Raw genomic sequence first — 14,445 nt, 5'->3', positions numbered from 1 at the left:
TTGGTGGACTTTCCTGACAAAATCGCCAGTGAACAAAACCCGTTGCTCCGTGCCATTGATAAACAACCTGTGGTGACCGGACTTCTTCCTGTCGCCAACGGGTGTTTCTGACACGCGGAGTTGTACATCATGTATCTGGAATGTTTTCGCGTCATGGAGAATGCGCCGCAGATTATTTCCGGTCGTGCCGAGCGGGACTGGATGGATGGTTTTCACATCCGGTTTCCTTATCGCTGTTTGCCTCTGACTATGGCGAATACGACCGGTTGGGAAATTCTGTGCCCGACAGATATCCGGATTTGCTGGAATGGCGGTAAGGATAAAACAGATGTCACTATATCTTGCCGCGATCGTGAATTTTCGCATTTTGTGGAATCACATTTCAGCCACGGCGTTGTGACTTTCCATACCGGCTATCTGTTCCGTACACCGCCGCAATGCGCATTGCTGGCAGGTGGTGCGCCCAACCATGTTAAAGATGGTATTCAACCTCTGACCGGTCTGGTTGAGACGGACTGGCTGCCTTTTCCCTTCACAATGAACTGGATCATGACACGGCCGGGCATTGTGCGCTTTAAAAAGGGGGAGCCGTTCTGTTTTCTCCAACTGACGGAGCATCATAAAATGGATGCGGTCAAGCCGGTGATCCGCAGGATCGAGGACGCACCGGTTTTGCAGCAGGAATATGAAACATGGTCAAAGGTGCGCCGCGAATTTAATCAGAATCTTATGAATGGTGATGCGCAGACTGTTAAACAGGCATGGCAGAAATTCTATTTCAAAGGCGAAAAGCCGGATTCTGAAGGTGAGGGGCAGGCGGAAGGGCATGTGAATAAACGACGTTTACATATGCCGGAAATCGCAGATCAGTCATCTGTTGAGATGCCTGCAGAGAGTGTGACTGACGCCTGAGAGACAGATTATCGTCTCTGCAGCCCTGTTTCTTATAAAATTGACTTTACTATAGAATCCGGCGGGGGTTCTATAGCGACATATTTATATTCATGCCGGATATCTTCCATGACCGTTTCTGCGCCGACAAGCACCAATGCCGTAATCATTATTTCCAGCCATGTGGTGCGGGGCTCTATCGGCAACAGAGCAGCTGTCTTTGCACTGGAGCGGCTTGGCTATCCGGTTTGGGCTGTGCCGACCGTTATTCTGCCATGGCATCCGGGGCACGGGCCTGCGGGGCGGATTATTCCTGATGCCGCGCAGTTTTCTTCCTTGATCGGTGATCTTGAACGCGCGCCATGGCTGGGTGAGGTGAGTGCTGTACTGACCGGCTTTATGAGCAATGCTGCGCAGGTTGAAGCCGTCGCGCATCTCATCGCTGCCATGAAAGCCAAAAATCCGAACCTGCAATATATTTGCGATCCTGTGATCGGGGATATGAAGGGGCTTTATGTGGCGGAAAGCACAGCCATTGCCATTCGTGATCTGTTGCTGCCGCTGGCCGACATCGCCACACCGAACCGTTATGAACTGGGCTGGCTGACGGGAACGGAACCGGCTGACAATCAGCAATTGATGGAAGCCACTTTGCGTGCAGGGCCGGAGACCATGCTGGTCACTTCTGCCTTTGCTCTGATGCGCGATAGTATCAGTAATGTTCTGGTGACACGGACGCAGGCTTTGATGGCCGAACACCGGATTGTTCACGGACCCGGCAATGGTATGGGCGATCTGACCTCGGCTTTGTTCCTTGCCCGTAAGATGAGCGGCATGAATGAAGAAAAATCATTGCAGCTGACCACAGCAGCCGTGTTCGAAATTCTTGCCCGCGCAGCGAAACGCGGTGCGGATGAACTGATGCTGGAGGCCGATGCAGCGAGTCTGGAGCGGCCGATGGCCATGGTGCAGTTGCGCCGTCTGGTTCATCCAAATCACGGCCAGGTCGCGGGATGAGCGCCTTAGAGGTGCTCTTTTTGTGTTGTGGGGCATCAAAGCTTGAAATTTTTTGTAGATAAAATTTTTTTTGATAGATTGTTTGATGCGATCAAAAAGAGCGGAAAATAGTCTGATTTTGGATGAAAATAGGTTGTTTTTGCCGGTTTGAGCCGAAAAATGCAGAGTAAATTGAGCAAGGCAATTTCTGCCCGATGTCTGTGCGGTGTGAAATTCTGACTAATCTTTGATTGATCTTGGCAAAATATGGGTTTATCGAAAAATCATGGTAGATCTTCCAGACACACTCCTCGCCGGTTACCGCAACTTCATGGCATCGGATTTTGCCGATGAAAGAATGCGCTATAAGGAACTCGCAGATCAGGGGCAGACACCGGAAACGATGGTCATTGCCTGCTGTGATTCCCGCGCAGCGCCGGAAATCATTTTCAATACCCGTCCGGGTGAAATCTTTGTTTTGCGCAATGTCGCGAATCTCATCCCGCCCTATGAGCCGGATGGTGAATATCATGCTGCTTCTGCAGCACTGGAATTCGCTGTGCAGAGCCTCAAGGTCAAGCATATTGTTGTGCTTGGTCACGGGCGATGCGGTGGCATTAAAGCGGCGCTTGATACGGATAGCAGTCCGCTGTCTCCGGGTGACTTTATCGGCAAATGGATGAGCCTGCTGGCACCGGCCGCTGAGAATGTCACATCCAACACGCTGATGACACAGACGGAGCGACAGACTGCGCTTGAGCGTATTTCAATCCGCTTTTCCCTGAATAATCTGCGCAGTTTTCCATGCGTTGATATTCTGGAAAAGAAGGGTCGCCTCTCCCTGCATGGTGCATGGTTCGACATTTCGACCGGTGAATTGTGGGTGATGGATTCGCAGACCGGCGATTTTATTCGTCCGGATACGGATGAAATGCCGGTGCAGCCTGAAAGTAATGAAACACCGGCTGCCTGAACCTGAATTCTGATAATAAAAAAAACCGGCTTTTTAGCCGGTTTTTTTTGTTGTCTTTAAGTGACGATTATTTACCGTCGATGGCCTGACCCATAATGGCAATAGCCTGCTGGTAAACGGTTGCAGCGTTCCAGCCCTGAATTGCCACATAGTTTGGCTGACCCTGCTGGTAGCCTGCACCGGCGCGCCAGCCGTGAGCTTTCAGGAAGTTGGCGGTCGAAGCCAGCGCATCGGCACGGGAGCCAACCATGTCGATATGGCCATTGCCGTCACCGTCTGCACCAAATTTAATGACGCTGGATGGCAAGAACTGTGTCTGACCGATTTCACCATGCATTGCACCAACAGCATTCGGGCTGAGATCGCCGCGCTGAATCAGCTGCAGAGCTGCATAAAGTTCATTGGTGAAGAATTCCGAACGGCGGCAGTCATAGGCCAGTGTTGCAACAGCTGAAAGCGTGTGCTGTTTGCCAAGATAATTGCCAAAGCCGGTTTCCATGCCCCAGATGGCCAGCAGCGGGCCGGCAGGAACACCGTAGCGCTGTTCAATCTTGGCGAACAGGGCTGCATTCTGCTTTTTCAGGGTTTTACCACGATTGATGATTGTGGTTGAACCGCGCTTCTTCATGAAGTCGTCGAGTGACAGCTTGAAGCTTTTCTGGTTGCGGTCAGCATTAATGGTTGCTGTTGCGTATTTTACATTGTCCAGAGCGGACAATGCATTGCCTTTGATGCCGCGCGCTGCTGCTTCCTGTTTGAAGCCCTGTACCCATGCCGGAAAGCCAGCGCCGGTATTGCCGCACTGAGCTGCCTGTGCAACGCCGGAAACGGCCAGCACAGCGATTGATCCGCCGATTACACGAATTGCCAACTGGCGGAGAGAAGATTTGATAGTCTTTGACTGCATGAAGCTGCCTCGTTAGAACTTTGCTCGGATGCTTTATAGATTTATATGGTTAACAGGGTTTTACAGAAAATATAATTCCGGCCTGTATATATATGAATGACGGCGATGTCTGTTGAATGTGGTATGAATGAGGCGCAATGTTTTTGTACAGTCCCGTTTGAGACTGACCGCGTTTTTTAGGTCACAGTTTAAAATGGGTGGAAGCATTTTATATTTAATCACGCGTCTGATGATTGCTTCCTCTGTAAAGGACGCAGCAAAAGCTTGACTCATAAACTGCAGATCATGTAAAGAACGCGCGATAATTCCGCTATGAGTATATGTTCTCAGGCAGCCGACCGGGACCCGTATGGTATAAAGAGATCCCGGAGGTCAACATCCGACAGCGCAGAGCGCCCTCGGGTGCTGTTTTGCTTTGGATGCAGCTCCGGTTTATAAACCGTCTGTCATATATGATTTCGGGATGAACCTGCACTCAGATCCGGCATATGACCGGTCTGAACAGAGATTGGGAAATTTGGATGTTTGAATCACTTCAGGAGCGTCTTGGCTCTATTCTGAACGGTCTGACCGGACGCGGGGCTCTCTCCGAGTCCGATGTTGCAGGCGCGTTGCGAGAAGTGCGCCGTGCGCTGATTGAAGCGGATGTGTCGCTGGAAGTGGTTCGCTCATTTACTGACCGCGTACGTGAAAAAGCGGTTGGTGCGGAAATTTTGAAAAGCATCAAGCCTGGTCAGATGGTCGTTAAGATCGTCCATGACGAACTGGTGGAAATGCTTGGCACCGAAGGTGTGTCCATTGATCTGAATGCACCGGCACCGGTTGTGATCATGATGGTCGGTTTGCAGGGGTCGGGTAAAACCACCACCACCGGTAAACTTGCCAAGCGCCTGACAGATCGCCAGAAGAAAAAAGTTCTGATGGCCTCGCTGGATACGCGCCGTCCTGCTGCGCAGGAACAGCTGCGCCAGCTCGGTATTCAGACCAGTGTTGACACATTGCCGGTTATTGCCGGTCAGTCACCGGTTGAGATTGCCGCGCGCGCCGTACAGGCTGCGAAGCTCGGCGGTCATGATGTGGTAATCCTCGATACTGCGGGTCGTACGCATATTGACGAACCGCTGATGGTGGAAATGGCGGATATCCGCAAAGCCGCCAATCCGCATGAAATTCTGCTGGTTGCCGACAGCCTGACCGGTCAGGACGCTGTTAATCTGGCGCGTAACTTTGATGAGCGCGTTGGTATTACCGGTATCGTGCTGACCCGTATGGACGGTGACGGTCGCGGCGGTGCGGCGCTTTCGATGCGAGCGGTTACCGGCAAGCCGATTAAAGCGATTGCTACCGGCGAAAAAATGGATGCGCTGGAGGAGTTTTATCCGAAGCGTATCGCTGACCGTATTCTCGGCATGGGTGACATTGTTTCGCTCGTCGAAAAAGCGGCTGAAACCATTGATGCTGAAAAAGCAGCGGCAATGGCCAAGAAAATGCAGGCCGGCAAGTTCGATCTCAATGATCTGGCCGAGCAGCTTAAGCAGATGAAGAAGCTGGGCGGTATGGGCGGTATCATGGGTATGATGCCGGGCATGGCTGGCATGAAAGACAAGGCAGCAGCTGCCGGTCTTGATGACAAGCTGTTTGACCGTCAGCTCGCAATTATCGGTTCTATGACCAAGGCTGAACGCGCCAATCCGGATTTGCTGAAGCATAGCCGCAAGCAGCGTATTGCCAAAGGTTCAGGCAGCAATGCTGCTGACATTAACAAGCTTCTGAAAATGCATCGCCAGATGGCCGATATGATGAAAGTCATGGGCAAAGGCAAAGGCGGCATGATGAAACAGATGATGGGCGGCCTTGCCGGTAAAATGGGACTTGGTGGTCTCGGCGGCATGGGTGGCCTCGGGGGCGGAATGCCGGATCTGTCTAAAATGGACCCGAAACAGCTGGAAGCTCTGCAGAAACAGGCTGAAGCAGCCGGTTTTGGTAAGAGCGGCGGTATGCCGGGTCTCGGTGGTGGCCAAGGGATGGGATTGCCGGGCCTTGGCGGTCCGAAACTTCCTGGTCTTGGCGGCGGTCTGCCTGGCCTGCCTAAGAAGAAGTGAGCACGATGAGCGAAGAACAGACAATTCCTGCCGAACTGCTCGCTTTGCGTGCATCTATCGATAATATTGATGCGGCGTTGATCCATATGCTTGCCGAGCGTTTTCGTTGCACAAAAGCTGTCGGTGTTCTGAAAGCCGAGCGCGGTCTGGCCGCTGCTGATCCGGCGCGTGAAAAACGACAAGTGGAACGTCTGCGTAACCTTGCGCAGGACGCCAGTCTCGACCCTGATTTTGCTGAGAAATTCCTGAACTTCATCGTGAAGGAAGTGATCCGGCATCATGAGCATACCGCCGCAAACCATACCGGACAGTGATGTTCGTTTTGCGGTGTAAAACACCATTGCGATCGTTTTAACGGTCGTATTTCAGAAATTGTTACTGTTTAAGTGACACGACATAAACTTTAAGGAAAACACTATGTCCCTGAAAATCCGTCTGGCACGCGCCGGCTCCAAGAAGCGCCCTTACTACCACATCGTTGTTGCAGACGTTCGCGCACCACGCGACGGCCGTTTCATCGAAAAGCTGGGTTCATGGAATGCAACTCTTGCTAACAAAGAAGAGCGCGTTGTTGTTAATGCAGAACGCATTCAGTATTGGATCGGTCACGGCGCACAGCCAACAGACCGCGTTCTGCGCTTCCTCGATCAGGCTGGTATTGCCAAGCGTGAAGCCGGCAACAACCCAACCAAAGGCGTACCAGGCAAAAAAGCTCAGGAACGTCTGGCAATGGCTAAGCAGGCTGAAGAAGAAGCCGCTGCAAAGGCTGCAGAAGCCGCTGAAGCAGCAGCTGCTGCCGCTGCTGCGCCTGCTGAAGAAGCTCCGGCTGCAGAGTAATTCTGAGCAAAGCATTTCCAGCAAAAGTGGGTACCGGTTTTGCGTAGGATAATGCGCTAAATAAAAATAGAGTTTTTGCGGGTTAATATCCGTGATTAAAAATACCGTGCCTCTGTACAGCGGCACGGTATTTTTTTGTTTTGAAATGCCAGTTTGAAAAGCTGCGCATTATTTGTATTTTTCATATTTATTAAGTGTGTATTTTCAAATGGGATTTTGCGGTTTATTTATAACAAATGATCTGTGCGAAACTTGTGCAAGATGAGGAGATACCCATGACCGGTCAGACTTCTGCTGTAACAACAGTTCCGCTGAAAATGCGCTCGCTGCTTACACTTGTTTTATTGATGTTCATGCCGCTTCTGGCAGCATGCGGTTTCAACACTATTCCGACCAATGAGGAAAAGGCAAAGGCGGCATGGAGTGAGGTACTGAACCAGTATCAGCGCCGTACCGATCTTATTCCTAATCTGGTGGAAACCGTTAAAGGCTATGCTGCCCATGAGCAGGAAACGCTGACTGCGGTGATTGAAGCCCGTTCCAAGGCAACGCAGACACAGATTTCTCCGGAAATGCTGAATAATCCGGAATTGTTCAAACAGTTTCAGGATAATCAGGCCAATCTCAGCAGTGCTCTGTCCCGTCTGATGGTTGTGGTTGAGAAATATCCTGATCTGAAAGCCAATCAGAACTTCCTTGCGCTGCAATCACAACTGGAAGGCACGGAAAACCGTATTGCTGTGGCACGTCGCGATTATATTGAAGCGGTACGCGTTTATAATACCGGTCTGAAGACCATGCCGACCATGTTGTGGAAGACATTGTGGTTCTGGAACAATGAACCGATGCCGACTTTCACCATTGATCCGGCCTCGCAGGCCGCTCCTAAAGTACAGTTCAACTGATGATAGCGGGCAGGAGAAATCCTGCCCGTTCAACTTTTGCTGGCAATTTAGGAGAATGGTATGATTTCTGCCCGTCTCGCCGGTCTGCGTATCATTCCGGAACAAGCTGCTTTCCGGTTTGCACTGAAAATGTTTCTGGCGGTGCTGCTGCTGGCATTTGCAAATCTGGCCTATGCGCAAAGCATTGATAAACCGGCCATTGCTTTAACCGATCGTGTGGTTGATGCGGCGGGGGTGCTGTCATTTGCGCAACAGCAGGAGCTGATTGCCAAACTCAGTGCCTATGAAAAAGAGTCATCCGACCAGATTGTGGTGGCAACGGTTCCAAGCCTCAATGGTATGGATATTGAGACCTATGCTAACCGGCTCTATCGTGCATGGGGTATTGGCCAGAAGAGCGAGAATAACGGTATTTTGCTGCTGGTTGCCCCCAATGAACGCAAAGTGCGTATTGAGGTCGGCTATGGTCTGGAGGGCACGGTAACGGATGCTCTCTCGGCAATCATTATCCAGAATGCGATCATTCCTGAATTCCGCAATGGCGACTATGGCACCGGCATTACCAAAGGTGTCGATGATATTTTGCAGGTTCTGCGTGGAGAAGGGGCAGAATTACAGGCGCGCGCAAAGCGCAATCAAAAAGAGGCCGCAGACCAGACGGACTGGATTGAAGTTATTTTTCTGATTTTCTGGATCAGTATTTTCTTCGGCGGTTTTGGTTTTACTTTGCTGGCTCCGGTTTTCGGCAGAAAAATCGGCCCCGGCCGATATGAATGGCTGGGTGTGACGATTGCACTGGGCGGCGGCGGTGGTTCTTCAGGACGCGGCGGCTATGGAGGTGGTTTCGGTGGTGGCTTTGGCGGCGGTTCATCCGGCGGCGGCGGCTTCTCCGGTGGCGGTGGTTCATCGGGCGGCGGCGGCGCATCGGGCAGCTGGTAAAGGGGCAGGGCTATGACACATTCTCAGCGTAATCATATTTCTCAGGAAGACCGTCAGCGTATTGCCTCTGCCATTCGCGATGCGGAAGCGCAAACAGGCGGCGAAATTTATGCAGTGCTGGCGCAGCGCAGCGATGATTATTTTTATGTGGCGGGATTTATAGCCTGTTGTGGTATGATCATCACTGCGGTGATTGCAGCCTTTGTGGCGCATTATTACTGGTTTGATCTGTCACTGCCGAAATTCGCACTGGCTATTCTGGCGGCCTTCATATGTCTGGTCGCGCTTTTGGCTTTTGTACCTGCATTGCGCATGGTGCTGGTTCCGCATCGGGTGCGCTACCGGCGGGCACATTTGAATGCCTTGCAGCAATTTATCGCCCGCAACGTGCATCTGACAAATAAACGCACGGGTATCCTGTTATTCGTCTCACTCGCTGAGCGCTATGCGGAAGTGGTGGCTGATGCGGGAATTAATGAGCGGGTCGATCAGCAGGAATGGAATGCGATTGTTGCCACGCTCAGCCGCCATGCAGCACAGGGAAGTGTTGCGGAGGGGTTTGTTGAGTCGATTGCCAAAGCCGGCAACCTGCTGGCACAGCATTTTCCTAAAGAGGACGGCGACAAAAACGAGCTGGAAGACCATCTGGTGGAACTATAAGAATTTTATCCACCGCTGATTTTTATTTTTGCAGCGGGTTTATGATTTTTAAGAACGATTTAATTTCACTTTTGCTTGTTTGCGGGTGAAAAAATCGAAAAAAACGGTTCTTTTGTCACAATTTGCTTGTTATTTGAGAGAAAGAGCAGGCCGAAGGTAATTTAGGCAGAGGCGGTCTGTATAATGAGGAGTTTTACAGTGAGTGCCGATACAGACCATACCGCTCAGACCAAATTCGTTGTCGATTATCAGAATATCTCTGAGCCTGTAGCTTCTCAGTTCGCCAAGCTGTTGTTTGAATGGGCGCCGGCGGAAGATATTGCCGCCTATGATGCCGGTGATATGGAAGAAGCTGCAAAGCTCGCTTTGAAAGCTCTTGGTTCCTATCAGGCCGATAAGCCTGTCATCAGCGTCGATAATGACAGTATTCTGCGCCGTCGCGGCCGTCCGCTGACCGTTGTAACTCTGATCAACCGCAATATGCCGTTTCTGCTTGATTCGACGATGGCGGAAATTCTCGAACGTTCCGGCATGATCTATATGGTTGTGCATCCGGTACTCAATGTTGCCTTTAATGGCAGCAGCTATGAGGTTCATGGCGAAGCAACCTCCGGTAAATCTGTTGCAGGAACGGAGCAGGTCAGTGTTATTCAGCTGCATCTGCCGCAACTGGATGAAAGCGCAAGAACAGCTCTGGAGCAGGCGCTCGGAATGGTGCTGGGGCAGGTTTATGCTGCTGTCAGTGACTGGAAACCGATGCTGGCGCGTCTTGATGAGGTGATTGCCTCTTACAGCGCTGTCAAAGGTTTGCCGGAAACAGCGGAAGGCCGTGAAGCTATTGCGCTGCTCAAATGGCTGCGCGATGGTAATTTCACATTTCTGGGTATGCGTGAATTTCGTTACGATGCGGCTCAGGGTACGCTTATTCAGGCTGATGCACCATCACTGGGGATTCTGCGTGATGAAGCTGTCCGCGTTTTGCGACAGGGGCAGGATAATGCCTCGATCGCACAGGAATTGCAGGATTTCCTCAAAGGTTCTGAAAGCCTGCTGATTACCAAAGGCAACAGCCGCTCGCTCGTCCATCGCCGCGAATATATCGACTATATCGGTATCAAACTGTTTGATGCAGACGGTAAAGTAACCGGCGAAATGCGTCTGGTCGGATTGTTCACTTCGACGGCCTATACATCTTTCCTGAGCACGATTCCTTATCTGCGCGGTAAAGCGGAAGCAGTAATCGGTCGTCTGGGTTTCAATGCTGCGGACCATTCCGGCAAGGCTCTGGTGCGTGTGCTGGAAGATTACCCGCGTGATGACATGTTCCAGATTGATCTGGATGCACTGACCGATCATGCCGAACTGATCGTGGCGCTGGATGAGCGTCCGCGTGTTCGCGTCCTGCCGCGTATTGACCGTTTCAGCCGTTTTGTCAGTGTACTGGTCTATCTGCCGCGCGACCGTTACGATTCAGTCGTGCGTGAAGCAATCAGCAATTATCTGATGGATGTTTATCACGGGGAATCCGTGGAGTTCCATCCGGTGTTCCTTGATAAAGGCGTGACCCGCGTTCAGTTCATCATCCGCCGCCATGACGGCAGCGTGAGCGAAATGGCACGCGAGACTCTGGAAAAGCAGATCCGCAGTTTCGTCCGTACATGGGAAGATGGTGTGCGTGATGCGGCAGAGGAAAGCTCACAGACTTTCGCCCCGCGTGTGATCAGTCTGGCTTCCGGTTTTCCGGAATCCTATCGTGAGACTTTTAATGAGTCCGAAGCACTGGTTGATGCTGTGCGCATTGAGGCGCTCACCGAAGAAAATCCGCTTTATGTTGATTTCTACCGTTATGACACACAGGAGCCGCAGGCGGCTTTCCTGAAACTCTATCATTTCGGCGAAGCATTGGCGCTGTCGCAACGTGTGCCGCTGCTTGAGAATATGGGTTTCCGTGTCATCAGTGAGCAGACCTTCGCTCTGCCGGTGCAGACCGCAGCCGGCAGTAAGAACATGGTGCATGTCCATGATATGCTGATTGTTAGCGCATCGGACAAAGCTGTTGATCTCAGCGATGATGGTGATCTGCTGGATGATGTGTTCCGCACCGTATGGAGCGGGCAGGCGGATAATGACGGTTATAATGGCCTTGCCCAGAGCGGACGTCTGACCGCTCGCCAGATCATGATCCTGCGTATGTATGGCCGTTATCTGCAGCAGGCCGGTATCACCTATTCGCAGGACTTTATTGCTGCCGCACTCAATCGTTATCCCGATATTGCCACGCATCTCTACACGTTGTTTGACCTGCGCTTTAATCCGGTTCTGGCAAAACAGGCGGATACAGAAGCGAAAGAACGCGCAGTTGTTGAAGCCATTGAGACAGCTTTGCAGACTGTACCAAGCATTGATGATGACCAGATTTTGCGCCGTTACCGTAATCTGGTTGAAGCTTCTCTGCGCACCAATGCCTATATGCATGACAAGGACGGCAATGCGCCGGTGACACTAGCGATCAAGCTTAACCCGCGTGCTGTTGACGGCCTACCGGAACCACGCCCTTACCGTGAAATTTTTGTCTATGGGCCGGAAGTGGAGGGCGTTCACTTGCGCTTTGGCGCTGTGGCGCGTGGCGGTCTGCGCTGGTCTGATCGCGCACAGGATTATCGTACAGAAGTGCTGGGTCTGGTGAAGGCACAGCAGGTGAAGAATGCGGTGATTGTGCCGGGTGGTGCCAAAGGCGGCTTTTATCCGAAGCGTCTGCCGGTTGGCGGCGACCGCAATGCAGTATTTGAAGCAGGACGTGCTGCTTACATTACTTTCATTTCAACCATGGTTTCCATCACCGATAATATTATCGAAGGCAAGATTGTACCTCCGGTCGATGTTATCCGTCAGGACAGCGATGATCCGTATTTCGTGGTTGCGGCAGATAAGGGCACAGCCACTTTCTCCGATACGGCCAATGCGATCAGTCAGGCACAACATTTCTGGCTGGATGATGCTTTTGCTTCCGGTGGTTCAGCCGGTTATGACCATAAGAAAATGGCCATTACTGCCCGTGGCGCATGGGAAGCGGTGAAGCGTCATTTCCGCGAAATGGATATTGATATCCAGACCACACCGTTCACTGTTGCCGGTGTGGGCGATATGTCCGGTGACGTATTCGGTAACGGCATGTTGCTGTCGCCGAAAATCAAACTGGTAGCTGCATTTGACCATCGCGACATCTTTATTGATCCGATGCCGGATACCGATATCGGTTTTGCGGAACGTCAGCGTCTGTTCAATGTGCCGCGTTCCAGCTGGCAGGATTATGACCGCTCAAAAATCTCTGCCGGTGGTGGTGTGTTCAGCCGCTCGCAGAAGGTGATTACGCTTTCTGAAGCGGCAGCTGAGGCGATTGGTCTGGATAAACTGACCGCAAGCCCGAATGAAGTGATCGGTGCGATCCTGCGCGCGCAGGTTGATCTGCTGTGGTTCGGCGGTATCGGTACCTATATCCGTGCTAATGAGGAAAGTGACGCACAGGTCGGTGACCGTGCCAATGATGCGATCCGTATTACCGGTCGTGAGGTTCGCGCCAAAGTGATCGGTGAGGGCGCTAATCTGGGTGCCACCCAGCGTGGCCGTATCGAATACAGCCTCAATGGCGGTCGCTGTAATACGGATGCGATCGACAATTCGGCAGGCGTGAATTCGTCGGACGTTGAGGTCAATATCAAGATTGCTCTGACGCCAAGCCTGCAGGATGGCCGTCTGACCCGTGAAGCACGCGACGTGCTGCTGGCACAGATGACCGATGAAGTGGCAGCGCTGGTTCTGCATAATAATTATGAGCAGCCGCTGGCTCTGTCTCTCGTTGAAAAACGCGGTGCATCCGAACTGCCATATCTGATGCGGATGATGTCGTCTCTGGAGCGCCGCAAGCTGCTGGATCGCAAGGTGGAATATCTGCCGGACGATCAGGTGCTCGCAGACCGCCAGAAGCGTGGTGAGGCGCTGACCCGTCCTGAACTGGCCGTGCTTCTGGCCTATGGCAAAATGGTGTTGTCCGATGATCTGATCGCCAGCAATCTGCCGGATGATACCTATCTGCATTCGCGCCTGTTCGGCTATTTCCCGCAGGAAATGCAGGAGCGTTTTGCCAAGGATATTACCCATCACCGCCTGCATCGCGAAATCATTGCAACGCTCCTGTCCAATGATGCGATTAATCGTTGCGGGCCGACATTTATCAGCCGTCTGAATGATCTGACAGCTGAGGCACCGGCAGAAATTCTGCGGTCTTATGTAGCTGTGGCTGATGGTTTTGAAACCGAGCAGCTCTATCAGGCGATTAATGCGCTGGATAATAAAATTCCGGGCAAAGTGCAGAATGAATTCTATGCGCTGGTTGGGGAAATGCTGTTCTCAACCACCGCATGGGTGCTGCGCAATAACCGTTTTGATGCGACTTTAAGCGAAATGGTCAGCGCGGTGAAGCGGACACGCATGGCGCTGGAGCCAAAACTCGAAGAGCTGATGCCTGATTTCATTGCGGATCTGATTGCCGCAGATACGGCAAAATATATCGCTAAAGGTGCCGGTGAAGCGCTGGCACGCAAACTTGCCCGACTACAGTCGGCCAAGCTGATGGCGGATATTGCGCTGATCGCCTATCAGGGTAAATCGGAGCTGATGACAGCTGCGACGGCTTATTTCAAAATTGTTGATGCTTTCCGTATTGCCAATATTGAAAAGGCTGCATCTGCGGTGCCGGTGACAGATTATTATGATGGTCTGGCATTGTCCCGTGCAACAGACACGATTACACAGGCAACCCGTGCTGTGACGATGGAAGCGCTCACCAAATTCAAAGGTGAGACCGATCCGGTACAGAGCTGGCTGACCCGTGATGCCGAGCGGATTGACGGTGTGCGTCAGCGCATGATTGCACTGACAGAAGGCGGAGATCTGAGCGTTTCCCGTCTCGCAGTGGCAGCCGGTTTCATGGCGGATCTTGCGGGCTGATTTTGCTCATTTTGCGAAATTCAAAAAGGCCGGTGGTATTTCACCGGCCTTTTTGTTTTATATGAGCCATCTTTTTTGTTACTCGTATCTTATCTGATCGGAGCGGGATAAGAAATCAGTCCAGTGAACTGATTTCCCCGCGTAGACGCTTCACACTTTTCGGGATACGCTTGAATAATGAATTGAGGGCCGTGATTTGAGCATCACACATCCGTCTGCAGAACGACC

11 protein-coding genes are annotated in these 14,445 nt (G+C 51.9%); 10 read left to right on the top strand and 1 reads right to left on the bottom strand.

The window, feature by feature from the left end:
• Positions 1–129: 129 nt before the first annotated feature.
• From K1X45_RS08430 to K1X45_RS08420, 3 genes are all read left to right on the top strand, one after another.
• Complete coding sequence (locus tag K1X45_RS08430; RefSeq protein WP_220158557.1) at positions 130–912, top strand: DUF6065 family protein; 783 nt, start codon at positions 130–132, stop codon at positions 910–912.
• Between the two features lie 108 nt (positions 913–1,020).
• Positions 1,021–1,908 carry a pyridoxal kinase PdxY gene (gene pdxY / locus K1X45_RS08425; protein ID WP_220158556.1) on the top strand — a complete coding sequence of 296 codons (888 nt, stop codon included), beginning with the start codon at positions 1,021–1,023 and terminating at the stop codon, positions 1,906–1,908.
• A 265-nt stretch (positions 1,909–2,173) separates the two neighbouring features.
• Positions 2,174–2,860 (top strand): carbonic anhydrase, encoded by a 687-nt coding sequence (locus K1X45_RS08420; protein ID WP_075657241.1) that lies wholly within the window; start codon positions 2,174–2,176, stop codon positions 2,858–2,860.
• A gap of 67 nt (positions 2,861–2,927) precedes the next feature.
• Here K1X45_RS08420 and K1X45_RS08415 read toward each other — a convergent pair whose 3' ends face one another.
• Positions 2,928–3,767, bottom strand: a complete 840-nt coding sequence (locus tag K1X45_RS08415) for a lytic transglycosylase domain-containing protein (RefSeq protein ID WP_022709787.1) — start codon at positions 3,765–3,767, stop codon at positions 2,928–2,930.
• A gap of 521 nt (positions 3,768–4,288) precedes the next feature.
• On the opposite strand from K1X45_RS08415, the gene ffh reads away from it, so the two are divergent.
• From ffh to K1X45_RS08380, 7 genes are all read left to right on the top strand, one after another.
• On the top strand, positions 4,289–5,869 hold the full coding sequence (ffh, locus tag K1X45_RS08410; protein ID WP_075657353.1) for a signal recognition particle protein: 1,581 nt from the start codon (positions 4,289–4,291) through the stop codon (positions 5,867–5,869).
• On the top strand, positions 5,866–6,183 hold the full coding sequence (locus K1X45_RS08405; RefSeq protein WP_370627005.1) for a chorismate mutase: 318 nt from the start codon (positions 5,866–5,868) through the stop codon (positions 6,181–6,183). Before ffh ends, K1X45_RS08405 begins: the two co-directional genes overlap by 4 nt.
• Positions 6,184–6,286: 103 nt before the next feature.
• Positions 6,287–6,706, top strand: a complete 420-nt coding sequence (gene rpsP, locus K1X45_RS08400; protein ID WP_022710765.1) for a 30S ribosomal protein S16 — start codon at positions 6,287–6,289, stop codon at positions 6,704–6,706.
• A gap of 275 nt (positions 6,707–6,981) precedes the next feature.
• Complete coding sequence (locus K1X45_RS08395; RefSeq protein ID WP_022710766.1) at positions 6,982–7,611, top strand: LemA family protein; 630 nt, start codon at positions 6,982–6,984, stop codon at positions 7,609–7,611.
• A gap of 144 nt (positions 7,612–7,755) precedes the next feature.
• The gene (locus tag K1X45_RS08390) at positions 7,756–8,550 is read left to right on the top strand and encodes a YgcG family protein (protein ID WP_370627110.1); all 795 of its coding nucleotides are present in this window, start codon (positions 7,756–7,758) and stop codon (positions 8,548–8,550) included.
• A 12-nt stretch (positions 8,551–8,562) separates the two neighbouring features.
• A complete protein-coding gene (locus tag K1X45_RS08385) occupies positions 8,563–9,210 on the top strand; it encodes a TPM domain-containing protein (RefSeq protein WP_116089101.1) in 648 nt (215 codons plus the stop codon).
• Between the two features lie 183 nt (positions 9,211–9,393).
• Positions 9,394–14,217, top strand: a complete 4,824-nt coding sequence (locus K1X45_RS08380) for an NAD-glutamate dehydrogenase (RefSeq protein WP_220158554.1) — start codon at positions 9,394–9,396, stop codon at positions 14,215–14,217.
• Positions 14,218–14,445 lie beyond the last annotated feature (228 nt).

The sequence above is a fragment of the Pseudochrobactrum sp. Wa41.01b-1 genome (assembly GCF_019464455.1).
Taxonomy (GTDB): Bacteria; Pseudomonadota; Alphaproteobacteria; order Rhizobiales; family Rhizobiaceae; genus Pseudochrobactrum; species Pseudochrobactrum saccharolyticum.
Note: the sequence above shows the minus strand (reverse complement) of the source record. Positions and strands in the feature narration are given on the sequence as shown.

Excerpts from the sequence above, each read along its gene's own strand:
- K1X45_RS08430 (WP_220158557.1), top strand. The coding sequence starts at position 130 with ATGTATCTGGAATGTTTTCGCGTCATGGAGAATGCGCCGCAGATTATT.
- pdxY (WP_220158556.1), top strand. The coding sequence starts at position 1,021 with ATGACCGTTTCTGCGCCGACAAGCACCAATGCCGTAATCATTATTTCC.
- K1X45_RS08420 (WP_075657241.1), top strand. The coding sequence starts at position 2,174 with ATGGTAGATCTTCCAGACACACTCCTCGCCGGTTACCGCAACTTCATG.
- K1X45_RS08415 (WP_022709787.1), bottom strand. The coding sequence starts at position 3,767 with ATGCAGTCAAAGACTATCAAATCTTCTCTCCGCCAGTTGGCAATTCGT.
- ffh (WP_075657353.1), top strand. The coding sequence starts at position 4,289 with ATGTTTGAATCACTTCAGGAGCGTCTTGGCTCTATTCTGAACGGTCTG.
- rpsP (WP_022710765.1), top strand. The coding sequence starts at position 6,287 with ATGTCCCTGAAAATCCGTCTGGCACGCGCCGGCTCCAAGAAGCGCCCT.
- K1X45_RS08395 (WP_022710766.1), top strand. The coding sequence starts at position 6,982 with ATGACCGGTCAGACTTCTGCTGTAACAACAGTTCCGCTGAAAATGCGC.
- K1X45_RS08385 (WP_116089101.1), top strand. The coding sequence starts at position 8,563 with ATGACACATTCTCAGCGTAATCATATTTCTCAGGAAGACCGTCAGCGT.
- K1X45_RS08380 (WP_220158554.1), top strand. The coding sequence starts at position 9,394 with ATGAGGAGTTTTACAGTGAGTGCCGATACAGACCATACCGCTCAGACC.